A 21,829-nucleotide genomic window follows, 5' to 3' on the forward strand; every position below is an offset into this window, starting at 1 on the left:
GTGCGGCGCGGGCTCAGGGCACCAGACTCACCTTCCTGCGAGGTCCGGTCCTTCCCGGACGGCATGCGAGGGCGCATCCGGACCAGGGCGGCGGGTGTCGATCAGGCGGCCTCCTCCGGCAACAGCACCTCGCGCTTGCCCACATGGTTGGCGCGGCCCACCATGCCTTCCTTCTCCATGCGTTCGATGATGCGCGCGGCGCGGTTGTAGCCGATCTGAAGATGGCGCTGGACGAAACTGGTGGACGCCTTGCGTTCCCGGGCCACCAGGGCCACGGCCCGATCGAACAAGGGGTCGTGGCCGGTCGCGGCCGCGCCGCCGCCGCCCTCGGCGCCCTCGCCGGCCGTGTCCTCGTCGTCCACGGTGACCGCGTCCACATAGTCGGGACCGCCCCCCTGCCCCCGCAGATGATCGCAGATGCGCTCCACCTCCTCGTCGGACACGAATGGTCCGTGCACGCGGGTAATGCGGCCGCCGGCGGCCATGTAGAGCATGTCGCCCTGACCCAGAAGCTGCTCGGCGCCCTGCTCGCCCAGCACGGTGCGGCTGTCGATCTTGCTGGTCACCTGGAAGCTGACGCGGGTCGGGAAGTTGGCCTTGATGGTGCCGGTGATGACGTCGACGGAGGGGCGCTGCGTGGCCATGATCAGGTGGATCCCGGCGGCCCGGGCCATCTGCGCGAGTCGCTGGATGGCGGCCTCCACCTCCTTGCCGGCGACCAGCATCAGGTCGGCCATCTCGTCGACGACGATCACCAGGTTGGGCAGGGGCCGCAGGTCCATGGCCTGCTGTTCGTAGACCGGCTCGCCGGTCTCGGGATCGAAGCCGGTCTGCACCGTGCGCACCACGGGACCGCCCTCGGCGAGCGCCTTCTCGACCTTCTGGTTGAAGCCCTGAATATTGCGCACGCCCATCTGGCTCATGGCCCGATAGCGGTTCTCCATCTCCTTGACCGCCCACTTGAGCGCCACCACCGCCTTGCCGGGATCGGTGACCACGGGGGTCAGCAGATGGGGGATGGCGTCGTAGGCGGACAGTTCCAGCATCTTGGGGTCGATCAGGATCAGGCGGCAGCGTTCCGGCGGCAGCCGGTACAGCAGCGACAGGATCATGGCGTTGACGGCCACCGACTTGCCCGAACCGGTGGTGCCGGCGATCAGCATATGCGGCATGCGCGACAGGTCGGCGAAGACGGGGCCGCCGCCGATGTCGCGACCCAGGGCCAGGGTCAGCGCCAGGTCCCCCTTGGCGAAGCCCTCGGTGGCCAGCAGTTCCCGCAGGTTCACGCCCTGGCGGCGCGCGTTGGGAAGCTCGATGCCGATGACGCTCTTGCCGGGGATGACGGCGATGCGCACCGACACCGCGCTCATGGCGCGGGCGATGTCGTCGGCCAGGCCGATGATGCGCGCGGTCTTGATGCCCGGCGCCGGCTCCAGTTCGTACAGGGTGACCACCGGGCCGGGGCGCACGCGTACGATCTCGCCCTTGATCCCGTAGTCGCTCAGCACGCCCTCCAGCAGGCGGGCGTTGTTGGCCAGCGCCTCCTCGTTGATGCGGCGCTGGGTCTCGGTGGCGCGCGGCGGACTGAGCAGGTCCAGCGGCGGCAACGGGCCCCCTTCGGCATCCTCCGCCGGATCCGGAAACAGGCTGCCCTGGCGGGCGCGCAGGGTCTCGCGGGCGCCCTGGGCCGCCGGCGGACGAGCGGGCGCCTCGACGACGGCGCGCCGGGCGCGTCCGGACGCGGGAGCCGCCGGCGCCGGATCGGACAGCATGACAGGCGGCGCGGCGGGCTCGTCCTCCAGGACGGGTTCGTGGCGCAGGCGCGCCAGACCGGACCGCGCCAGGGCGGACAGACCGGCCGCCAGGGCGATGGGCGCCCACAGGGCGGCGAGCAGCCGCCGGCCCGTGGCCAGCAGACCGGCGCGGGCCTCGCGGAGATGGCCCCAGCGCAGCCCCAGGGCGACGATGGCCAGCCAGGCGCCCAGAACGCCGGCCACCGCCGCCGGCACCAGATCCCAGGAACCGTCGGGCGCGACCTCGGCCAGGCCGTGCAGGCTCCAGGCCAGCAGCACGCTCCCCAGGATCCCCCCGGGGCCGGCATGGGTGGGCCAGGTGGTCGCCGGCGACAGGCCCGCCACGGCAAGCGCCAGCAGGGGCAGCGCGAGAGCGAGGATCGCCGGACGCCACGGGGAACCCTTGATCGGGTCGCCGGTCAGCAGCCGCAGGCTCCATACGCCCAGGGCCAGCACCGCCAGCACCGCCCCCAGGCCCAGCGTCTGCCAGGCCAGGTCGGCCAGCACGGCGCCGGCGGGGCCCATCATGTTCAACGGGCGCTCGGGGCTGGCCACGTTCCAGGAAGGATCGGTGGGATAGTGGGTCAGGAGGGCCGCCGCCGTGCCCATGGCGACGCCCAGCGTCACCAGGCCGAGCGCGCGACGCCCGCCGCATGCCAGGGCCCGGGCGAGATCGGGTGGCAGGAATGGTGTCCGGTGCCGGGCCACGGCGCTTTTCGTCATGGGTGCGCGCCCTTTTTGCCCATACCGCGACCACCGTCGGGACCGGGCCGTCTCTTGGCGTTCATATTAAGAAGTTTTTACAATGTCTTATAGCGGCTCTTTTCATTCGTTTCTGAAGAATACCCATGTTCGGCGTCGGGAGCAAGAGCCGTGAGTCGCCGACCCGCCCCGACTCGCCCCTCGGCGGGCGGCACGGATCGCCGGGCCGCGCTTGCCCGCGACGCGGCGTTCGGCGACAATCCGCCCGGTCGGGGGGCTTGGTGGCCGGCGGGCCGAGCGGCCGGGACGGCGGACGTCCGGGGTCGCGAGGTGATCGGATACGGCAATCGGACACCGGGGCGCACGGCTGAACGAGGGAGTGATGAGACAGGCCAAGCCATCGAAGCGGCCTCTCGTCGCGGATGACGACGAGGGCAACAAGGAAGCGCTGGGATGCCTGGTGGCCCTTGCGCTCCTGGCCATGATCGGGGCGGCGGTGGCCTTGTTCGTGGATTTTGACGGACAGGAGACGGAGCCCGAGTCCGGGGGTGGAGAGCTGCCGATCACCAGGGTCGAGGCCCTGGACGAAAAGCGGGTCGTGCGCGACGCCTCCGGAAGCATGCTGGCCCGCAACCTGGAGGCCGAGCCCGAGGATCGCGGCCGGATCGTGGCGCGCAGCGGCGTGGTGGCCGACCTGATCGCCCGATATGCCCGCCACGGGGCCGAGCCCGAGGTGATCGAGCGGGAGTTGAAGCACCGTTCGGTCTGCTACAACGGGCGCCACGCGCGGCTGGTGCCGCTCATCCTCGATCCACAAAGCCAGGGGTTCGCGCTGAGCTACGGAACCGCCGACGACGCCGAGGGCGACCCGTACCCGCGCCTGGAATTCTTTCATGGGCTCTCTGGCGATCTCACCCACGTATACTACGTCAGTCTGACCCGGACGCCGCTGTCCGGATTCCCGGCCGTGGGCGAGCGTATTCCCAACACCCGCAAGGCGGTGGGCCGGGTCATGCTGGAGTGGGTGGCGGAGGTGGCCAACACCTCCTGTCCCCCGAAGCGACCGGCCGAGGCGGCCGGCGGGTCGGTTCAAGGTGGAGAGTCCCGGTGAGCGAGACCAACGGCGACGACGTCAACACGGGCGGCACACGCAAGACCACGGGCCGGACGGGTCGCGGATCGGCGAAACCGTCCTCGAAGTCGGCCGACAAGGCGGGCGGCCCGAAAAAGAAGAAGGCCGCGCCCCGCAAGAAAGCCGCCGCCCAAACGGCGGCCGGGGCCGAGGCCGCGACGACGGTCCAGGCGGACGCGCCGGCGCCGCGCGCCACCCGGTCGCGCCGCAAGGCCGCCCCCCCCAAGCCATCGCCCACCTCGGCAGCCACCCTCAAGGCGGGGGACGAGACGGTCCTGTCGGCCGACGTGCTGGTCATCGGCGGAGGGCTGGTCGGCGGCACCCTGGCCTGCGGGCTGGCGCAGCATGGCGTCACGGTGCTGATCGCCGAGCGCGAGGACCCCGCCGGCTGGATGAACAACGGCTATGACGGCCGCGCCTCGGCGGTGGCCCAGGGGGGGCAGAAGGTGCTGGAGGCGCTGGGCCTGTGGCGCCACATGGCCGAGGCGTGCCAGCCCATCCATGACATTCGCATCGCCGATTCGGATGCGCCGCTGCACATGCACTACCACCGTCACGAGGCCGGCGACGAGCCCATGGGCTACATGGCCGAGAACCTGGTCACCCGTCGGGCGATCCAGGCGCGGCTGGCCGGGCTGGAGCACGCCACCCTGCTGGCCCCGGTGACGGTGACCGAGGTGACCCGCGACGCGCGCGGGGTGGACGCGCGCCTTGCCGACGGGCGCCGTCTGCGGTCGCGCCTGGTGGTGGCGGCGGACGGGCGCCTGTCGCCCACCCGGGCCGGCGCGGGGATCGGCACCACGGGCTGGGACTACGATCAGGCGGCCATCGTGCTGACGGTCGAGCACTCGGTGCCCCACAACGGCATCGCCATCGAACACTTCCTGCCGGGCGGGCCGTTCGCCACCCTGCCGCTGACGGACAACCGCTCGTCCATCGTCTGGTCGGAGCGGCGCGACTGGGTACCGGCGCTGATGGCCCTGCCCGAGGACCGCTTCAAGGCCGAGTTCATGGCCCGCTTCGGCGACCACTTCGGCGAGGTGCGCTTCGTGGGGCCGCGCTTCAGTTATCCGCTGTCGCTGCAATTCGCCGACCGCTACACGGACCAGCGACTCGCCCTGGTGGGCGACGCGGCCCATGGCATGCACCCCGTGGCCGGACAGGGCATGAACTACGGTCTGCGGGACGTGGCGGTGCTGGTGGAGGAACTGGTCAAGGCGCACCGGCTGGGCCTGGACGTGGGAGCGCCCGCCGCCCTGTCGCGGTATGAGCGGCTGCGTCGCGTCGACAACCTTTTGATGCTGGCGGCCACCGACGGCATCGTGCGCCTGTTCTCCAACGACATCGGCCCGTTGCGTCTGGCGCGCACCGCCGGGCTGGCGGCCGTGGACCGCATGGGGCCCTTGAAGCGCTTCTTCATGCGTCACGCCATGGGGACCACCGGCATCATCGGCGGTGTGCCCCGGCTGATGCAGGGGCGGACGCTTTAGCGCCGGTGAGCCCGCCGCGCGCGGACAGAATCACTGATCCTCGTAATTATATTCGCGGCACTCGAAATTGAGGACCGGGCCGCAGCGATAGAAGGCGACGGTGGCGAAGCGGCGCGCCGTCTGCTCGAAGATCACGGTACCGTCCACCCGTCGCACCTCCAGGACCAGGGGATGCTCGGCGCTCTGGTTGCGGGCCTGGATGGAGAAGTTCTTGGGGCCTTCAACGTGCAGGCCCTGGTCATCGTGCTGACCCAGGGCCAGGACCGCCGCGCCAGCGGCGACGGTCTTCTCGCCATCGCGGCTGATCTCCACGCTGCCGTCGCCCAGGCAGGCCAGCAGGTCGGCGGGCTGGCCGGCCGGGCCGCAGCGCAAGACGGCCTCCAGGCCCGCCGCCGAGGCGGCCGACGCCCACATCAGGACAGCCAGGCCGACGAGAGTTCTACGCATGACCATGGAAAACACCTCCTTTGCGAGCCCCGGGGTGATCGCCCGTGACCGTTTGCGAGTCTGGTCTTTCGCAAACCCGGCGAACCGAAGCCTCGACGTGCGCCGCGACCGTCCTGTTTGAGTCCAGTCGACCGCCGAAGCGCCGGCGCCGGGCCGAATGCGATCGCCCGATGCGATCCCAGGGCCACGACGCGCCAGGACCTGTCCGGGACCCACGATCGGTCCGGGGAATGGATGACGGGGATGGGAGCGGCGGCGTCCGCGACGGACGGGGGATCCTCACGTCCCACAGATGAGAATGCGTAGCATGTGGACCCACCGGTTTCATTGACGCTTCGCAATCCGGAGCACCCTGCTCCGGTATTCCGGGCGCCGGCCCGGGGATGCGCGACAGGGCGGTGGACGCGGAAGCGGTTGAGCGCCGCGCGGGTTTCCTGCTAGACGTCAGTCGCCGTCCAGTGGGCGGAGAACGCCCCCGGCCACCAGGGCCGCCTGGGTCGGGTTCCATTGGACCAGGGACGAAGCGACGGACCGCGCGTCATGCCCCACCTCACCCTGCACCGCGATGTCGGGTTTCCTTGCCCGCTGGTCTATGACGTGATCGCCGACGTGCGGCGCTATCCCGAGTTCCTGCCCGGCTTCCATGCCGTGCGCACCGACGGGCATGACGGCGCGGCGCTGCGGGTGATCCAGACGGTGGGTGGCCTGGGGCTGACCACCACCTTCCTGTCGCATGCCACCTTCGACCGGCCCCACACGATTCGTATCGTCTCGACCGACCGTCCGTTCCGGAGCCTGAACCAGACCTGGACCCTGTCGGAGCGGGGGCCGGCCCGCACCCATGTGCGCCTCCAGGCCGACTACGCCCTGGCCGACCGCCTGGCGGGGGTGGTGTTCGACCGCCTGTATCCGGGCCTGTTGCGCGGCGGGCTGTCCGCCCTGATCCGGCGCGTGTCGGCGATGCACCGCGCGAACGTCGGCGGAAGCCGCGTCCCGCGCGCCGACACCGCCCGGGGGGAGGCCGGCCGCTGACGGACGCGCCGCGACGATGGCGCGCCCGTCATCGATCACGGGCGCCCGTCGCGGGCCTGTTTCATCGTGCCTCGCGGGCCGGGGCACGCCGCACAGGGATCCCGGCCGGTCCGGTCGTGGGCGGGTCCCGAACCCGAGGGAGGACCCGTGTCAGACTCCGTGTCCCAGGACTGCGGTCTTGACGAAGCCACGCGCCGCGCCGACGGTCGGCTCATCCGCGCCATGTTCGACGCGGTGGCACCGCGCTACGACTCCATGAACGACATCATGAGCTTCGGCGTGCATCGCCTGTGGAAGCGCCGTCTGCGGCGCATGGCCGGCCCGCCGCGCGGCCGGGGCCTGGCGCTGGACCTGGCCGGCGGCACCGGCGACATCGCCGACCTGATGGCCGACAAGGACTGGGCGGTGGCGGTCTGCGACCCCTCCACGGGCATGATCGACGCCGGGCGCAAGGCCAACGCCGGCCCGCGCCTTCGCTGGGTCGCCGGCGCCGGCGAGGCGCTGCCCTTCGCGGACCGGACCTTCGACGTGGTCACCCTGGGCTTCGGCCTGCGCAACATGACCGACCGCCGGGGCGCCCTGACCGAGGTGCTGCGGGTCCTGGTGCCGGGCGGGACCCTGCTGTGCCTGGAGTTTTCCACGCCTTGGCGGCTGATCCGGCCAGCCTACGAGGGCTATTCCCGGCGCATGATCCCGCGCCTGGGCGCGGCGGTCGCCGGGCAACCCGACGCCTACCGGTACTTGGTGGACTCCATCGGCGCCTTCCCCGACCAGAAGACCCTGGCCGGCTGGCTGCGCGACGCCGGCTTCGCGACCGTGCGGTATCGGAACCTGTTCATGGGCATCGCCGCCATCCACTCTGGAACACGTCCGGCCTAGGGCCGGGGCCGTTGTCCCGCCGTCGTCCTCCAGCACGGGTCCCTTGATGACCGAACCCTCCCCCCGTCCCCCCTGGCCCGTCGTCCTGTGGCACGCCATCCGCCCTCATACCCTGCCGCTGTCGATCTCGCCGGTGCTGGCCGGGGCCACCGTGGCCTGGGCGGAAAGCGGCGCCAGCCGGCCCGCCGTCGTGCTGGTGGCCGCGCTATCGGCGCTGGCCATCCAGGTGGGGACCAACCTGCACAACGACGCCGCCGACACGCTCAACGAGACCGACGACGCCGATCGGGAAGGACCGCCCCGAGTGACGGAACGCGGCTGGATGACCGCCGGCCAGGTGATGTTGGCGGCCCATGCCGCCTTCGGGCTGGCGGTGCTGGGCGGACTCTGGCTGGTGCTGCTGGGTGGCTGGCCGATCATGGCGATCGGCGTGCTGTCGGTGCTGGCCGGCTACGCCTACTCGGCCGGCCCCTGGCCGATCTCCCGGGGGCCGCTGGGCGAGGTGTTCGTCATCCTGTTCTTCGGGCTGATTGCCGTAGGGGGCGTGGTCTACCTGCTGACCGGCGCCGTCAGCGGCGCGGCGGCGCTGATGGGGCTGGTGGTGGGCCTGCCGGCGGCGGCCGTGCTGATGGTCAACAACGCCCGGGACCGCGTCGGCGATACCCGGGCCGGCCGCCGCACCCTGGCGATTCGCCTCGGGCCGCGCGGCGCCGACCGGGTCTACGTGGCCCTGCTGGCCGCCACCCTGGCGGGGTTGGTATCCCTAGCGGCGGTGGACCCGGCGCTGCGCGGCGCGCTGCTGGGGCTGGTGTTCGCGCCCATGGCGGTGTCGCTGGCGCGGGCCTTCGCCGCCGCCGACGGCCCCGCCGCCTTCAACGCCGTGCTGGGGCGGACGGCCCGGTTCCAGCTGCTGCTGGTGGCGGCCGGCTGCGCGGGGGTGATCGTGTGGACCGCGGTGATCTGATCCACGGGCGCGATCCGGGATCGGCACGCGACAGATGCGTCGCGGCGCCGGTGCGTGTATGACCCACGCGTGTCCGCCTTTGCCGTTCCCGTCCATGAGGACCCCCGCATGATCGAGATCCTTCTGCCCCTGGGCCTGGGCTTCATCATGTTCGCCATCGGCCTCGGCCTGCGCGTCCGCGATTTCACGCGCGTCGCGCGGGAGCCCCTGTCCCTGGGCGCCGGCCTGGTCAACCAGATGATCCTGCTGCCGCTGCTGGCGGCCGCCCTGGTGATGCTCTACGACGGCCGGCCGACCTTCGCCCTGGGGCTGATGGTGCTGGCGGCCTGCCCCGGGGGGATCACCTCCAACCTGCTGACGGTGCTGGCCGGCGGCAACGCGGCGCTGTCGGTGTCCATGACGGCGCTCTCCAGCCTGATCGGCATCGTCACGGTGCCCCTGGTCCTGGGGGTGTCCCAGGCGCTGCTGCTGGGCGACGGCCAGGTGGTCGGCCTGCCGCTGGAGAAGGTCCTGGGCGGCGTGTTCGTGGTCACCGGCGTCCCCATCGCCCTGGGCATGGCCATCAACCACCGCTGGCCGCGCCTGACCGAGGCGGCCCGCCCGTATGCCCGACATCTGGCCACGGCCATCTTCGCGGTCATCGTCATCGGCGCCTTCGTCGGCCAGCGCGAGACCATGGTCGCCCACGCCGCCGACATCGGCCCCTATGTGGTGGCGCTCAACGTCGGCACCATGACCCTGGGCCTGCTGACCGCCCGGGCGCTGCGCCTGCCCCTGGCGGACGCCGTGGCGATGACCATGGAGGCCGGCTTGCAGAACGCGGCCCTGGCCATCCTCATCGCCACCACCCTTCTGGGGATGCCGGAGATGGTGGTGCCGGCCATCCTCTACGCCTTTTTCATGAACCTGACGGCGGCGGCCTTCATCGCCTGGGCGCGGGCCCGGGCGCGAACCGGAGTCGTGGGCCGGCCCTGACCGCCCCGTCGGCTGGCCGCGGCTCACCCCGCCGCCGGCAACCTCAGCAACGCCCGGGCCTCGACGACACTGGCCGGATGGCGGCCGTGCTCGGCGCAGAGGTCGGCGGCACGCCTGACCAGGGCGGCGTTGGAGGGCGCAAGCGTGTCCGCGTCCCAGCGGATGTTGTCCTCCAGGCCGGTGCGCACATGCCCACCCTGCTCCAGGGACCACCGCGCCAGGGTGTGCTGGTGGCGGCCGATGCCGGCGCCGGTCCAGGTGGCTTCCGGCGCCAGCCGTCCAAGGGTCCGGACGTAGAAGTCGAAGGTCTCGCGGTCCACCGGCACGGCGTTCTTCACCCCCATCACGAACTGGACGTGCAGCGGGCCGACGATGCGGCCGTCCCCGGCCATCTCCACGGCCTTGAACAGCATGGACAGGTCGAAGACCTCGATCTCCGGCTTGACCCCGTTGTCCTTCATCAGGGCGGCCAGCCAGTCCACGAAATCAGGCGAATTCTCGTAGATGCGCGTCGGGAAGTTGCAGGATCCGGTGGACAGCGACGCCATGTCCGGCTTCAGGGGGATCATGCCGCCGCGCTCGTCGCCCTTGCCGGAACGCCCGCCGGTGGAGAACTGCACGATCATGCCCGGGCAGTGCCGGCGCAGGCCCTCCATCAGGCGGGCGAACTTCTCCGGATCCGAACTGGTGGTGCCGTCGTCGTTGCGCACATGGCAGTGCGCGAGGGTGGCGCCGGCCTCGAAGGCGGCATGCGCGGACTCGACCTGTTCCGACACGGTGATCGGCACCGCCGGGTTGTTGGCCTTGGTCGGGACCGAGCCGGTCAGGGCCACGGTGATGATGCAGGGGGTGGTCATGAAACAGTTACTCCAGTCATGGTCACTCAGGACACAAATGGTCCTTCTGGCGGCAGCCTAACAGGTCCACGGGTGCCTCCACCATGCCCGGCGGCAACGACCTTGCGTCCGCCGGGACGCTCCGGGCACACTGCCAGGCACACTCCATGCCTTCGGGGCGACAGCGGGCGCCGTCGCAAAACCATCATTTGCCTCGGCCGGCGCGGCCCCTTAGGCCACGAGGGCTCGGGCGCGTCCGTCGCGCCTGCGTTGCATGGCGGAACGCCCCGGGCCAACGGCATGCGGGACGAAAGAGAGGGAGGAGGCGCTTGGGCTCCCTGGTCGGCGACAGCCTGACGCGATACGGCGCCCTGTTGCGCGCGGCGGCGGCGCCGCCGCCGGGACGGCGCCGGCCGACGGCATATCGACTGCTGGTGATGGCCGCCTTCGTCCCGCTGTTCACCCTGGGCATGCTGCTTCACATCCTGGCCCTGCTGCTCGACGAGGCGCTGTTTCCCGGTTATCGCCGGGTGGAGATCCGCGCGCCGCTGGTCATCCTGGGCGTGCCGCGCAGCGGCACCACGGCCCTGCACCGCGTGCTGGCCCGCGACCCCGGCCTGACCACCTTCAGCACCTGGGAATGCCTGTTCGCTCCGTCCATCATCCAGCGCAAGGCGGTGCTGGCCCTGGCGCGGCTGGACCGCGCGGTGGGGCACCCGCTGGGACGGGTGCTGGGGTGGCTGCAAGACCGGGTGTTCGGTGCCCTCGACGACGTGCACGCCATGGATCTCGCGGCGCCCGAGGAAGACTACCTCGCCTTGCTGCCGATCCTTGCCTGCTTCATCCTGGTGGTGCCGTTTCCCCGCGCCGAGGCCCTGTGGCGCCTGGGCCGCGTCGACCGGGACATGCCCGACGGCGAGCGGCGGCGGCTGATAGCCTTCTATCGCCGGATCCTGCAACGACATCTGTATGTGCACGGCGCCCACAAGCGGCTGCTGTCCAAGAACGCCGCCTTCGCCGGCATGGCCGGAACGCTGCTGGAAACCTTCCCAGACGCCCGCGTCATCTGCTGCCTGCGCGATCCGCTAGCGGTGGTGCCGTCGCAGGTGTCCGCCGTTCAGGGGGGCGTGGCCCTGTTCGGCGGCGATCCCGAGGGGGTCGTGTTCCGCGCGCGCATGCCGGAACTGCTGGCCGGATATTACGAAACGCTCCTGCGCGTTCTGCCGCCGCCGGCGGCGGCCGAGCGCCACGTCATCCTTGACATGGCGGCGATCAAGACGGAACTCTCGCGATCCGTGCGGCACGCTTATGATATCCTGGGGTTGCCCGTGCACCCAGATCTCGACGCGACCCTGGAGGCAGAAACGGCGCGGTCGCGCGCCTGGCGGTCGGCGCATCGCTACACGGCGTCCGACCTGGGGCTGGACGAAGCGGATCTGCGGCGTCGCTTTGCCGGGGTTCATGCCGCCTATCCGTTCGGGCGCGCGACGTCCCCGGACCGGCCGTCCGAGGCCCCCGGTCACGCCGCCGATCGCGAAGCCCCGACCGGCCGGCCACCCGGACCGCCCGTGCTTGCCGGCTCGCAGGGAAGGTGACCATGCCGAACCCGTCTCAGACGTCCGGCCTTGCCGGGGACACGCGTGGCCAGCGGATCGCCGTCGTATCCGACGCCGAGCCGGAGCGCAACGGTGTCGGTGCCTACTACGCCGACCTGGTGGAGCATCTGCGCGACCATGTGGCCGAGGTGACCGTGTTCGGCCCCGGCGGAGCGCCAGACCTGGGGAGTCTGTCGTTGCCCCTGCCCGGCGACTCCACGCAGCGGCTCCTGGTGCCCAACCTGATGACCGTGCACCGCCGCCTGACCACGCTTCGGCCCCACGCCGTCGTGGTGCCGACGCCGGGACCCTGGGGCCTGCTAGGCGCGCGGCTGGCCGGGTCCCTGGGCGCCGGACTGATCGTCGGGTTCCACACCCACTACGAACGCCTGGCCGACCTCTACTGGTCCAGCAGCGTGGGGGCCATCCCCCGATCCTACATGCGGCTGGCCAACCGCTTCCTGTTCGATCGGGGCGCGGTGGTGCTGGCCAACTCCCACGCCATGGCCGACGCCGCCCGGGCGCTCGGCGCGCGGCGCGTCGACCTGATGGGCACGCCGATCCCGCGCCAGTTCATCGATCCGCCGGTACGGGTCCTGGCGGAGCGGGTGACGCGGGTGCTGTTCGTCGGACGGCTGGCGCCCGAGAAGAACGTTCAGGCGGTGGTGGACGCCGCCCGGGCGCGGCCGGACATGCGCGTCACCATCATCGGCGACGGCCCCTTGCGCGTCGGCATCGAGGATCAGGCGCGCGACCTCCCCAACCTGGAGGTACCGGGCTGGCTGCCACGCGCGCGCCTGCCCGAGGCCCTGGACGCCTGCGACATGCTGGTGCTGCCGTCGCACGTGGAGTCGCTGGGAACGGTCGCGCTGGAGGCGCTGGCGCGGGGGCGCAACGTGCTGGTCTCGGCGCACTGTGGCATCACCGAGTGGCCCATGCTGGACCGCGCCCTGTTCCGCATCGGCGATGGCGAGACCCTGACCGAAGCCCTGGGCCGTGTGGCGAGCCTGGATGCCTCCATCCGCCAGCGCAAGGCGGTCCTGGGCGCGGAGGGCGCGCGCGAGATGAACGCCTGGGCCATCAAGGGGTGGCTCAATGTGCTGGAGTCCCATGGCACCGTCCGCGACGACGACGGCGCGGGCGGCGGCGGTCCCCGGCATGCCGACGCGTGACGGGTCGCGGCCGGCGCCGGCGGCCATCGTATCCCTCCACGACGTGATGCCGGAGACCCTGTCCCGCGTCATCGACCTGCTGGGCCTGCTGGAGTCCCACGGGCTGGGACCGGTGGACCTGCTGGTGGTGCCGGGACGCGCCTGGAGGCCGGCGCAGATCGATCAGCTCCGGGCCTGGCAGGGCGCCGGGCATCGCCTGGCGGGTCATGGCTGGCGACACAAGGTCGAGCGCATCCGGGGCTGGAAACACCGGCTGCATAGCCGGCTGGTCTCCCGCGACGTGGCCGAACACCTGGCCCTGGACGCCGAGGGCATCGCCGCGCTCATCCGCCGCTGTCACGCCTGGTTCGGCGCGCACGATCTGATGGTCTCGGACCTCTACGTGCCGCCCGCCTGGGCCATGGGGCCTCTCGCGCGCGCGCGCCTGCGGGACCTCCCGTTCCGCCGGTACGAGGTGTTCGGCGGTCTCCTGGACGCCCGGACCGGACGCCTGTCGCCGTCGCCCATGGTCGGGTTCGAGGCCGACACATGGGGCCGTGTCTGGCCGGTGCGGCTGTTCAACGGCGCCAACCGCGCCTGGGCCGCCGCGTCCGGCGCGCCGCTGCGGGTGGGCCTGCATCCCTTCGACCTGGAGTACCGCCTGGGCGGGGACCTGCGGCGGCTGATCACGCGCCTTGGGGCCGGCCCGGCCTGACCGCCGTCCCCGCCGCCCAGGCCAGCGCGTCCTCCAGGCGGTCGTCGCCCCAGAACAGCTCCCCGTCGGCGGTGACGAAGCTGGGCGCGCCGAACACCCCGTGGCCGATGGCGTCGTCGGTGGCCTGGCGAAGCGCCGCCTTCACCGCCGGGTCGGCCGCCCGGGCCGCCAGGGCGGTTCCGTCCAGCCCCACGCCCTCCAGCACCGCCGCCACCACGGCGGGATCGGCGATATCGCGGCCCTCGGCGAACTCGGCCGCGAACAGCGCCCGGATACCCCGCGCCCGCTCGCCGGTATCGGCGATCGCCGTGGCCACCCGGGCCGCCAGCAGGCCGTTGACCGGGAACGGGTCGGGCCGCGTGAGCGCCAGCCCGCGCGCGGCGCAGCGCCGGGCCATGTCGCGCCACATATGGCGACCCTTGGCGGGGTAGAGGTTGAAGGGCGAGGTCTCCCATCCCTGCGCCTTGAAGATCGGTCCCAGCAGGAACGGCCGCCAGCGGACCGTCACCCCGGCGCGGGCGGCCTCCTCCTCCAGGCGCATCACCGCGAGGTAGCTGTAGGTGGAGGCGAACTCGACATAAGCCGTCAGGGTGGGGGTGGCGACGGTCATGGACCGCTCCTTTCGATCGGACGGCTGGTGTCTGGGTCGATGAACCGTCCCAGGCGCACGGCCGTCTGGCCCCGAACCAGACGGCGCGAGGGCATGACCAGGACGCAGTCGTCATAGGGTGTCACCACCGGCCGGTCGCCGTCGTGACCGACCAGGGTCCCGGCCGGTCCCAGAACCTCCAGGCCGACGAAGGGACCGGCGAAGGTGAAGCCCTCGGCGCCGATGGTGACGGCCTCTGTGACCTCGATGACCCTCTGCGGGGGGGGTGGTGCCGCCGGCAGGTGCGAGCGGGCGAGGGCCGGGTCGACGACGCCCGCCGCCAGCAGGAAGCGCCAGGTGACCTCGCGGGCGACGGCGACACTGGCGAGGTGCCCGTGCTGGCCGCATTCGACCAGCAGGGCCGCGCGGTCGCGGGACGGCCTCCCGAAGGCGCCCACATCGCGGGACGCCCTCCCGAAGGATCCGTAGTCGCGCAGGCGCGTTCCCGCCGCGTGCCCGGCATCGGCGACGACGACCGCCGGCGCGCCCACCCGCCGCGCCAGCGCCCGCCCCTTGGGCAACGGCCCCGCGAGCACCAGGGGCGGCGTGCGGTGCTGCATGGAGTGCAGGTCCAGCAGCAGGTCGACGGTGTCCACCAGCGGGCGCAGCGCCCGGGCGCGCACCAGTTCGGCGCTGGCGCGCGGTCCATCCAGCACCGCCGGCGCCCAGACGCGGTTGAGGTCCTCGTCGACGAACCGCGAGGCGGTCGGCCGCGCCGCGTCGAACCGCCGATAGGCGGCCACGTTGGCGAAGACCAGGGTCAGGCGACCGGCGACCGGGCGCACCTGGTCCCGCAACAACGCATCCAGCGTGATGGCCCCGCACAATTCGTTCCCGTGGACGATGGCGCTGACCATCACATGCGGCCCGTCGTGACCCGAGTCGAAGCTGTACACCCAGGGCACGCCGGTGTTGCCGTCCCGGTACCCCTCGATGTCGGGCGGCACGAGGTCCACCGGATCATCCTGAACGACGAGGCTGGACATGAGGGGACATCGCCTCCGGCGGAAGAGGGACTCAGACGCACCATCGAACATCCGTCGCGGAGGTGTGTCACGCGTCCGCCCCCAGGACGCGGTGACGCGGATTGCCGCATCCCTTCGTGATCAAACGGTGATCATGAGTCGATGCGATCCGCGCTACGGATCGAGGACGGGCAGCACCTCGCTCAGAATCTCCCGATGCAGGTCGTAGTCGGTATCGGTCGCCGGCACGAACCCCGTCAACCGGTCGCTGATCGCGCCCAGTACCGCCGGGCCATCGGGGTGATCCCTCAACGCCGTCATGGCCTCGGTGATGGCCGCGCGAAGCTCCGGCGCCAGCGTTGCGCGGGTCACGAACACGTGGGTCGACAGCGCCGGGGAGTAGGCAAGGACGCGGACGGCGGCGTCCCCGCTTTCCCGAAACACCTCCTCGGCGACGGCGCCGGCATCGAAGTCGCCGAACGCCACCCCGAGAACCACGTTCTCGTGATTGCGCAAGTGCTTGTAGTCGGCCAGATCCTCCAGCCGCACCCCGGCGCGCATGAGCATGAACACCGGCACCTGGGTGCTCAGCGTCGAATTGATGTTGCCGAAGGCGACACGCTTGCCGGACAGGTCGGCCAAGTCCTCGACGGGACTGTCCGCCGCGACCAGAATCACCGACCGGAAGGTGGCCTGGCCGTCGAACTCGTAGCGCGCCAGCAGCGGCTTGCGGCCGTAGGTATCGCCGATCACCACATAGGGGCTGCCGCCGAGAAAGGAGATGTCCAGTTGGTCCTCGCCGGTCAGGCGGATGTGTTCGGCGTAGTTGCTGGCCACGGTCACGCGCACCGGACGCCCCAGGGCCTCGGAGAGATAGCGTGCCAGCGGCGTGTATTTCTCGATCAGGTGCTCGGCGTTCAGATAGGGCATGAACCCCAGGCTGAGGGGCGCCGGAGGCTCCCCCTCGTCGGCAGCCATGGCGGGCGCGAGCCCCATCAGCAGCATCGCCGAGACGAGGCCCGAGACGAGGCCGGAGACGAGTGCACGCCGGGCGGCTCCATGCCGGGTGGCGATCCTGGTCTGACTCATGGGGATCCGGTCCTCCTGGCTCGCGGTTCGGCCGAGGCACGCCCGAGTCCTGGCCCGCCCCCGCGGGCCGCCGCTCCATCGACACCGCGTCGACCGCCCCCCAAAACGGTCCCGAGACGATCCCGACATGGGATCACGAGTACGCCATGAAACACAACCTCCCGCGCCACGCACGCAGGGCGACGGACTCAGGCTAACCGTCAGCGAGCGACCGGGAGATGGAGAACCTTACAGGGACCCGTGACCGGGGTTGACCTGAACCCGGTGCCGGTGCCGGTGCCGTGACCAAACACCGTGAAGATGGTGGCCTGCACGGCGATACCTCCGCAAGACGGCACGGGACGCTGTTCCGCCGCCCCCCTGTCTTCGGTCCGACCCTGTCTTTTAGCAGACCAACCATTCTCGTTGGTCATTCAAGAGTACCCTTGCGATCCCCTTGGTCCTTGACCTGACGTGGTTTTGCATGCCGCAACCGGTTTCGGAGGCGACATGCCTTTCGATGTTGAGATTCGTTCTTATTTCCAATACCATCTGAAGGATAGGGATTGGCGCCTCGCGATCGGGTGCCCCGCGTTCGCCCCCCACCCTTTCCACGGACCGCGCCGACTGGGTCGACGCGGCGCCAGGACACGGACAAGGACCAGACCATGCCCCCGCTCCCGCACCCGGACGTGCCGGACCTGATATCCCTGACGGATCTGCTGATGGACGCCTCCATGGCCGAAACCGTCCTGCAAACGCTGCGCTGGCCAAAGGGACGCCCCACCTGCCCCCACTGCGGCGGCCGTCAGTGCTACCGCCTGACCTGCCTCCGCTCGGGCGGCGTGCGGTTCAAATGCGCGGCCTGCCGGAAACAGTACTCCCCCCGGCGCAACACCGTGATGGAGCGGTCCAACGTGCCGACCGGCCGCTGGCTGGTGGCCCTGGCGTTGGCGACCGGAACGCCCGTCGCCGGCCTGCCGGCCCGTATCGAGCGACACACCGGCGTCAGCTACAAAACCGCCTGGTCGATGGTGCAACGCCTGAAGGCCAGCCCCCAGGACCCCCTGCTGCTCGCCATGCATCGGGCCGTCGAGCGCGGCCGCATCGACTTCATCACCACCGAGCGCGGCTTCCCCCGGCCGGTGCGGCGGCCGTCCGGCCCCCAGGCCACCCTGGCGCAGATGGCCACCACCTGACGGCGCCGGCCATCCGCGAGGACCCCCGTCTCCTCAAGAGACACCCCATTCACCCCCTGACTCAAAGGAGTGCTTCCCCATGCACACACGGACCGTCTCACGCTGGACCGCCCTGGCGAGCCTGCCCCTTGGACTCGTCCTGATGACCGGCGCCGCCCAGGCCCATACGGCCCTGTTCTCCTGCTACGACAACGGCGACGGAACCGTGCTGTGCGAGGCCGGCTTCTCCGACGGCTCGTCGGCCAGCGGCGTTCCCGTGCGCGTGCTGGACGCCGAGGGCGGTGTCCTCGTGGAAGACAAGATGGACGCCAACAGCGAAATCACCTTCACCCGGCCGGACGGTGCGTTCAGCGTCCTCATGGATGCCGGCGAAGGCCACCAGATCACCATTCCGGCCGACGACATCTACTGACGACGGCCCGCCCCGCCCATCGCCCGACCACCAGCAGAGGACATTCTCATGACGCGACCCCTCCTGGGTGCCGCCGCCGCCGCGCTCGCGCTGACCGCCACCCCGGCGTTGGCCCACTTCCAGCTCGCCTATACGCCGACCGTGGTGCTTGATGCCCCGGCCCAGGTGCCCATGAAGTTCATCTTCTGGCATCCCATGGAAAACGGCCACGCCATGGACATGACGCAGCCGGAATCCCTGGTTGTACACTTCAAGGGCGAGGCCATCGACCTGACCGACAAGCTGACACCCTTCACCTTCAAGGCCGCCCACAACGAGGCGCAGGCCTACGAAGCGGCGTTGCCCGTCAAGCGCAACGGCGACTACATCGTCGCCCTGACCCCGGCGCCCTACTACGAGGAAAGCGAGGACATCTACATCCAGCAGATCACCAAGAGCTTCCTCAACAAGGGTGAGATCCCCACGGGCTGGAACGAGCCCCTCGGCCTGCCCACCGAGATCGTACCCCTGAACAAGCCCACCAACGTGCTGGCCGGCTCCACCTTCTCGGGCCTGCTGCTGTCCGAGGGCAAGCCGGTGGCCGGCGCGGAGATTGAGATCGAGTACCTGGCCGCCCCGCCGGACATGGAGGCCAACACGCCGGGTCCGGTCACCGCCGAACCGCCGTCCGGCGGCGCCCTGGTGGCTATGACCGGTCACGACGGCATGTTCACCTTCGGACTCCCCAAGGCCGGGTTCTGGGGCTTCGCGGCCCTGGGCAGCGGCCCGGACACCGAGCACGAGGGCAAGGAGTTGAGCCAGGACGCCGTCATCTGGGTGCACGCGCAAGAACTGCCCTGATCGGACGGCCAGCCCTTCGGTCGCGGGTGCGCAACGGGGAAGGTGTGCCCATGACCGACGCGCGGCGACCGGCCGGCCTGGGTCCTCCCGGTCGGTCGCCCGCGCGCCTCCCGTGTTCTCGTGACCTTGCCCACACGACACGACAGGGCGCATTTTGGGGTGGCGGTGGATGGTGAGATCGATTCTCCTCCGGGTGGAGACACCACCCATGGGAGCATCCCTTGGAGACCCGATTTCTCACCATCCTGTCGCGGACGCTATCGGCCCATGTCAGCCCTGGCAACATTCGGCATGCTGTACTCGTCTTGTGTGGCGCCGCGCGGCAGCTTACCCCCTTTCAACCCCTTGTTCCGCTCTGCCCCACCATTGACCCCACCACACTGTGTGCGGTTGGCTTTCGTGGGCCATGGTGCTTATAAAAGAGATCGAGAGGCAGGCAGTGCATCCAAATAGTGTATCGTCTCCGGCCACACGCACGCCATCGGCACCGTCATCCTGTACGCCAGCAATCTCGTGACCACCGTCATCCTGCTTGGATAACCAGCGTGTCTTGGCCCCCGCACTTGTGGGCGTGTTACCGCGCCTCCGCGCTTTGGCGGCCTTGAAGGCGACCCTGATCAATCGAAGCGTTCAGGCGTTGCAGGTGAAGCACGACAAATGTCAATCGGCGTCCAAAAGTGCCCCGGGATCGGCGTGCAAAACAGCCCCACACTGGCGGTTGAGTAGGGCTGTCCAGGCAGTCCACGGGAGGGTCCCGGCCGGGCGCCGCCGCACCCGTCAGGGGCCGGCGGCGGGGCCCGGCGGGGAGGGACCTGTGGACCCGCCTGGGCAGCGTTCAGGAGCGGTTGCGGAACCGCCAGCTCTCGTTGCCGGTCTCGAGGATGTCGCAGTGGTGGGTGAGCCGGTCGAGCAGCGCGGTGGTCATCTTCGCGTCGCCGAAGACGGACGCCCACTCGGCGAAGCCAAGGTTCGTCGTCACGATCACTGATGTGGTCTCGTACAGACGGCTGACCAAGTGGAACAGCAGCTGACCACCGTTCTGGGCGAAGGGCAGATAGCCCAGTTCGTCCAGCACCATCAGGTCAACCCGGCGCAACTGGTCGGCCAGGCGGCCGGCCTTCCCGGCCCGGGCCTCCGCCTCCAGCCGGTTGACCAAGTCGATGGCCGTGAAGAACCGGCCGCGCGCCCCCTGACGGATGCAGTGGGCGGCGATGGCCGTCGCCAGATGGGTCTTGCCCGTGCCGGTGCCGCCCACCAGCACCACGTTGCGCTGGGTGGCCAGGAAGTCTCCATCGTGCAGGGTGCGGACCACCGCTTCGTTGACCGCGCTGGCCGCCGAGACGTCGAACTCCTCCAGCGTCTTGGTCACCGGGAACCGGGCGGCGGCGAGCTGATAGCGGATCGATCTGGCCCGTTTCTCCGCGATCTCGGCGCGCAGCAGGTCGCCGAGAATCTCCTGCGGTCGGCGGTTCCGGTTCAGACCGTCGCGCAACACCTCGTCGTAAGCGGCCCGCATGCCCGCCAGCTTCAACGCGCGCATCATCTCCAGGATCTCAGGACGCTCCATCTCAGCCGCCATCGTTGGCCGCGCGCAGGGCATCGTAGCGGGCACAGTCCGCCCGCGGCGACACCGCCAGGGTCAGGTGGGTGGGGATGGCGGCGGGCGGCTCCGGCGATCCGTCCCGTCGTCGGTGCAGGATGTTCAGAACGACGTCGGGACGGCAGGTGTTCTGCGCCAGCGCCTCCCGGCAGGCCGCGTCCACGGCCTCGACGCCATGCTCCGGGATGGCCGCCAGGATGCGGACGAACTGCCGATCCGCCTCGTCGGACCGCCCCAGGCGGCGCTGTACCTGGGCCAGGCCGGCCGGCATCCGCCAGTCCCTGAACGGCGCGCCGTTCCTCAGCGCGCCCGGCTTGCGCACCAGGATCGGGATGTAATGGACGGGATCGTAGGACACCTCGCCGCGCCCGAAGCGTCGCGCGTGTGCGCCGATCACCACACCATCCTTCATGATGACGATCCGGTCGGCGTACACCCGCAGCTGAACCGGGCCGTTGGCCGCGTAAGCCGCCACGCTGTACTGGTTCCGCTCATGGCGAACCAGGCAGGTCCGCGAGGCGGTCGTCTCCACCTCCCGGTATCCGTCGAACGGCACCGGGGCCGCGCGCAACGCCGCCCGCTCGGCCTCGAAGACCTCCCAGACCGTCCGCTCCGGCTGCTCGGGATGGCGCGCTCCGTGCGCCCATGACCGGCAGGACTCCTCAAGCCAGCGATTCAACTCCTCCAGGCTGGAGACCCGGGGCCGGGGCCGGAAGAACCGACCGCGCATCGTCCCCACCTGGTTCTCCACCTGCCCCTTCTCCCACCCCGCCGCCGGCGTGCAGGCCACGGGCTCGACCAGGTAGTGCGAGCACATCACCTCGAAGCGCCGGTTGAAGCGCCGCTCCTTGCCGGAGAGCACCACGTCCACCGCCGTCTTCATGGTGTCGTAGATGCCGCGCCCGCAGGCCCCGCCGAAGAATGCAAACGCCCGCACATGGGCATCCAGCACCATCTCCAGCGTCTGGCGCAGGGACACCCGGACGAACGGCATCCGGCTGTGGCACAGCCGCATGTGCGCCACCTGCACCTTCGTCGTCGTCCCGTTCAGGACGATCCACTCCTCGGACCAGTCGAACTGGGTGGCCTCGCCCGGCGCGAACGCCAGGGGCACAAAAGCGCCCGTCACCCCATCGCCCGCCCGGCGGCGGCCCTCCCGCCAGCGCGCCGCATACCGACGCACCGCGTCGTAGCTGCCGGCGTACCCCTGGGCCACCAGCGCCTCGTAAATCTGGCAACGGTTCAACCGATCCCGCGCCGGCCGCGTCTCGTTCTCGTCCAGAAGTCCGTCTAGCAGTCTGTCGGATTTGGGCGGTCTCGGATAGAATCGGAGCGGGTTTCAGGTCATCGGGAACGGGTGATGGCGAACTTCATCTCGGACGATC

The 21,829-nt window shown here is 70.7% G+C and carries 20 protein-coding genes; 12 read left to right on the forward strand and 8 right to left on the reverse strand.

Features of this window, described 5'->3' with window-relative positions; genetic code table 11:
* Positions 1-101: 101 nt before the first annotated feature.
* On the reverse strand, positions 102-2,516 hold the full coding sequence (locus GGD89_RS10280; RefSeq protein WP_184044862.1) for an FtsK/SpoIIIE family DNA translocase: 2,415 nt from the start codon (positions 2,514-2,516) through the stop codon (positions 102-104).
* A 361-nt stretch (positions 2,517-2,877) separates the two neighbouring features.
* Between GGD89_RS10280 and GGD89_RS10285 the strand changes: the two genes are divergently transcribed.
* Together GGD89_RS10285 and GGD89_RS10290 are read left to right on the forward strand one after the other, a co-directional pair.
* Positions 2,878-3,606 (forward strand): hypothetical protein, encoded by a 729-nt coding sequence (locus tag GGD89_RS10285; RefSeq protein ID WP_184044864.1) that lies wholly within the window; start codon positions 2,878-2,880, stop codon positions 3,604-3,606.
* Positions 3,603-5,117 carry a UbiH/UbiF/VisC/COQ6 family ubiquinone biosynthesis hydroxylase gene (locus GGD89_RS10290; RefSeq protein ID WP_343058580.1) on the forward strand — a complete coding sequence of 505 codons (1,515 nt, stop codon included), beginning with the start codon at positions 3,603-3,605 and terminating at the stop codon, positions 5,115-5,117. Before GGD89_RS10285 ends, GGD89_RS10290 begins: the two co-directional genes overlap by 4 nt.
* A 30-nt stretch (positions 5,118-5,147) precedes the next feature.
* On the opposite strand, the gene GGD89_RS10295 is transcribed toward GGD89_RS10290, so the two are convergent.
* Positions 5,148-5,570, reverse strand: a complete 423-nt coding sequence (locus GGD89_RS10295; protein WP_184044866.1) for a hypothetical protein — start codon at positions 5,568-5,570, stop codon at positions 5,148-5,150.
* Between the two features lie 534 nt (positions 5,571-6,104).
* Here GGD89_RS10295 and GGD89_RS10300 point away from each other — a divergent pair.
* From GGD89_RS10300 to GGD89_RS10315, 4 genes are all read left to right on the forward strand, one after another.
* Complete coding sequence (locus GGD89_RS10300) at positions 6,105-6,596, forward strand: type II toxin-antitoxin system RatA family toxin (RefSeq protein WP_184044868.1); 492 nt, start codon at positions 6,105-6,107, stop codon at positions 6,594-6,596.
* 147 nt (positions 6,597-6,743) lie between these two features.
* Positions 6,744-7,475: a ubiquinone/menaquinone biosynthesis methyltransferase gene (locus tag GGD89_RS10305; RefSeq protein WP_221238408.1), complete on the forward strand. Its 732-nt coding sequence runs from the start codon at positions 6,744-6,746 to the stop codon at positions 7,473-7,475.
* A 46-nt stretch (positions 7,476-7,521) separates the two neighbouring features.
* Positions 7,522-8,439 carry a 1,4-dihydroxy-2-naphthoate octaprenyltransferase gene (gene menA, locus GGD89_RS10310; RefSeq protein WP_184044870.1) on the forward strand — a complete coding sequence of 306 codons (918 nt, stop codon included), beginning with the start codon at positions 7,522-7,524 and terminating at the stop codon, positions 8,437-8,439.
* Between the two features lie 108 nt (positions 8,440-8,547).
* The gene (locus tag GGD89_RS10315) at positions 8,548-9,414 is read left to right on the forward strand and encodes a bile acid:sodium symporter family protein (protein ID WP_184044872.1); all 867 of its coding nucleotides are present in this window, start codon (positions 8,548-8,550) and stop codon (positions 9,412-9,414) included.
* 23 nt (positions 9,415-9,437) lie between these two features.
* Here GGD89_RS10315 and GGD89_RS10320 read toward each other — a convergent pair whose 3' ends face one another.
* The gene (locus GGD89_RS10320; protein ID WP_184044874.1) at positions 9,438-10,271 is read right to left on the reverse strand and encodes a 3-oxoadipate:acetyl-CoA acetyltransferase; all 834 of its coding nucleotides are present in this window, start codon (positions 10,269-10,271) and stop codon (positions 9,438-9,440) included.
* Between the two features lie 308 nt (positions 10,272-10,579).
* On the opposite strand from GGD89_RS10320, the gene GGD89_RS10325 reads away from it, so the two are divergent.
* The 3 genes from GGD89_RS10325 to GGD89_RS10335 are packed head-to-tail and all read left to right on the forward strand — an operon-like array spanning position 10,580 to position 13,711.
* Positions 10,580-11,845 carry a sulfotransferase gene (locus GGD89_RS10325; protein WP_184044877.1) on the forward strand — a complete coding sequence of 422 codons (1,266 nt, stop codon included), beginning with the start codon at positions 10,580-10,582 and terminating at the stop codon, positions 11,843-11,845.
* A 2-nt stretch (positions 11,846-11,847) separates the two neighbouring features.
* On the forward strand, positions 11,848-13,017 hold the full coding sequence (locus GGD89_RS10330; protein ID WP_184044878.1) for a glycosyltransferase: 1,170 nt from the start codon (positions 11,848-11,850) through the stop codon (positions 13,015-13,017).
* The gene (locus tag GGD89_RS10335) at positions 13,004-13,711 is read left to right on the forward strand and encodes a polysaccharide deacetylase family protein (RefSeq protein WP_184044880.1); all 708 of its coding nucleotides are present in this window, start codon (positions 13,004-13,006) and stop codon (positions 13,709-13,711) included. The genes GGD89_RS10330 and GGD89_RS10335 overlap by 14 nt, the downstream gene beginning before the upstream one ends.
* On the opposite strand, the gene GGD89_RS10340 is transcribed toward GGD89_RS10335, so the two are convergent.
* The 3 genes from GGD89_RS10340 to phnD form a co-directional block, all read right to left on the reverse strand.
* Positions 13,683-14,321, reverse strand: a complete 639-nt coding sequence (locus tag GGD89_RS10340; protein WP_184044882.1) for a 2-hydroxychromene-2-carboxylate isomerase — start codon at positions 14,319-14,321, stop codon at positions 13,683-13,685. The genes GGD89_RS10335 and GGD89_RS10340 overlap by 29 nt on opposite strands.
* Positions 14,318-15,346, reverse strand: a complete 1,029-nt coding sequence (locus tag GGD89_RS10345) for a M14 family metallopeptidase (protein WP_184044884.1) — start codon at positions 15,344-15,346, stop codon at positions 14,318-14,320. Before GGD89_RS10345 ends, GGD89_RS10340 begins: the two co-directional genes overlap by 4 nt.
* A gap of 153 nt (positions 15,347-15,499) precedes the next feature.
* Positions 15,500-16,414, reverse strand: coding sequence for a phosphate/phosphite/phosphonate ABC transporter substrate-binding protein (gene phnD, locus GGD89_RS10350; RefSeq protein WP_184044887.1), 915 nt, complete (start codon positions 16,412-16,414; stop codon positions 15,500-15,502).
* A 647-nt stretch (positions 16,415-17,061) separates the two neighbouring features.
* Here phnD and GGD89_RS10355 point away from each other — a divergent pair.
* The 3 genes from GGD89_RS10355 (at position 17,062) to GGD89_RS10365 (ending at position 18,844) form a co-directional block, all read left to right on the forward strand.
* Positions 17,062-17,592 (forward strand): transposase, encoded by a 531-nt coding sequence (locus tag GGD89_RS10355; protein ID WP_184044889.1) that lies wholly within the window; start codon positions 17,062-17,064, stop codon positions 17,590-17,592.
* A 79-nt stretch (positions 17,593-17,671) separates the two neighbouring features.
* Positions 17,672-18,004 carry a hypothetical protein gene (locus GGD89_RS10360; protein WP_221238409.1) on the forward strand — a complete coding sequence of 111 codons (333 nt, stop codon included), beginning with the start codon at positions 17,672-17,674 and terminating at the stop codon, positions 18,002-18,004.
* A 48-nt stretch (positions 18,005-18,052) separates the two neighbouring features.
* Positions 18,053-18,844, forward strand: a complete 792-nt coding sequence (locus GGD89_RS10365) for a DUF4198 domain-containing protein (protein ID WP_184044891.1) — start codon at positions 18,053-18,055, stop codon at positions 18,842-18,844.
* Positions 18,845-19,679: 835 nt separating this feature from the next.
* On the opposite strand, the gene istB is transcribed toward GGD89_RS10365, so the two are convergent.
* Both istB and istA read right to left on the reverse strand, forming a co-directional pair.
* Entirely contained in the window at positions 19,680-20,411 is a 732-nt protein-coding gene (gene istB / locus GGD89_RS10370; protein WP_184044893.1) for an IS21-like element helper ATPase IstB, read from the reverse strand.
* Between the two features lies 1 nt (position 20,412).
* Positions 20,413-21,741: an IS21 family transposase gene (gene istA, locus GGD89_RS10375; protein ID WP_281396705.1), complete on the reverse strand. Its 1,329-nt coding sequence runs from the start codon at positions 21,739-21,741 to the stop codon at positions 20,413-20,415.
* Positions 21,742-21,829: the final 88 nt, after the last annotated feature.

Source organism: Roseospira visakhapatnamensis, assembly GCF_014197915.1.
Taxonomy (GTDB): Bacteria; Pseudomonadota; Alphaproteobacteria; order Rhodospirillales; family Rhodospirillaceae; genus Rhodospira; species Rhodospira visakhapatnamensis.

Excerpts from the sequence above, each read along its gene's own strand:
- GGD89_RS10280 (WP_184044862.1), bottom strand. The coding sequence starts at position 2,516 with ATGACGAAAAGCGCCGTGGCCCGGCACCGGACACCATTCCTGCCACCC.
- GGD89_RS10285 (WP_184044864.1), top strand. The coding sequence starts at position 2,878 with ATGAGACAGGCCAAGCCATCGAAGCGGCCTCTCGTCGCGGATGACGAC.
- GGD89_RS10295 (WP_184044866.1), bottom strand. The coding sequence starts at position 5,570 with ATGGTCATGCGTAGAACTCTCGTCGGCCTGGCTGTCCTGATGTGGGCG.
- GGD89_RS10300 (WP_184044868.1), top strand. The coding sequence starts at position 6,105 with ATGCCCCACCTCACCCTGCACCGCGATGTCGGGTTTCCTTGCCCGCTG.
- menA (WP_184044870.1), top strand. The coding sequence starts at position 7,522 with ATGACCGAACCCTCCCCCCGTCCCCCCTGGCCCGTCGTCCTGTGGCAC.
- GGD89_RS10315 (WP_184044872.1), top strand. The coding sequence starts at position 8,548 with ATGATCGAGATCCTTCTGCCCCTGGGCCTGGGCTTCATCATGTTCGCC.
- GGD89_RS10320 (WP_184044874.1), bottom strand. The coding sequence starts at position 10,271 with ATGACCACCCCCTGCATCATCACCGTGGCCCTGACCGGCTCGGTCCCG.
- GGD89_RS10330 (WP_184044878.1), top strand. The coding sequence starts at position 11,848 with ATGCCGAACCCGTCTCAGACGTCCGGCCTTGCCGGGGACACGCGTGGC.
- GGD89_RS10335 (WP_184044880.1), top strand. The coding sequence starts at position 13,004 with ATGCCGACGCGTGACGGGTCGCGGCCGGCGCCGGCGGCCATCGTATCC.
- GGD89_RS10340 (WP_184044882.1), bottom strand. The coding sequence starts at position 14,321 with ATGACCGTCGCCACCCCCACCCTGACGGCTTATGTCGAGTTCGCCTCC.
- GGD89_RS10345 (WP_184044884.1), bottom strand. The coding sequence starts at position 15,346 with ATGTCCAGCCTCGTCGTTCAGGATGATCCGGTGGACCTCGTGCCGCCC.
- phnD (WP_184044887.1), bottom strand. The coding sequence starts at position 16,414 with ATGAGTCAGACCAGGATCGCCACCCGGCATGGAGCCGCCCGGCGTGCA.
- GGD89_RS10355 (WP_184044889.1), top strand. The coding sequence starts at position 17,062 with ATGCCCCCGCTCCCGCACCCGGACGTGCCGGACCTGATATCCCTGACG.
- GGD89_RS10360 (WP_221238409.1), top strand. The coding sequence starts at position 17,672 with ATGCACACACGGACCGTCTCACGCTGGACCGCCCTGGCGAGCCTGCCC.
- GGD89_RS10365 (WP_184044891.1), top strand. The coding sequence starts at position 18,053 with ATGACGCGACCCCTCCTGGGTGCCGCCGCCGCCGCGCTCGCGCTGACC.
- istB (WP_184044893.1), bottom strand. The coding sequence starts at position 20,411 with ATGGAGCGTCCTGAGATCCTGGAGATGATGCGCGCGTTGAAGCTGGCG.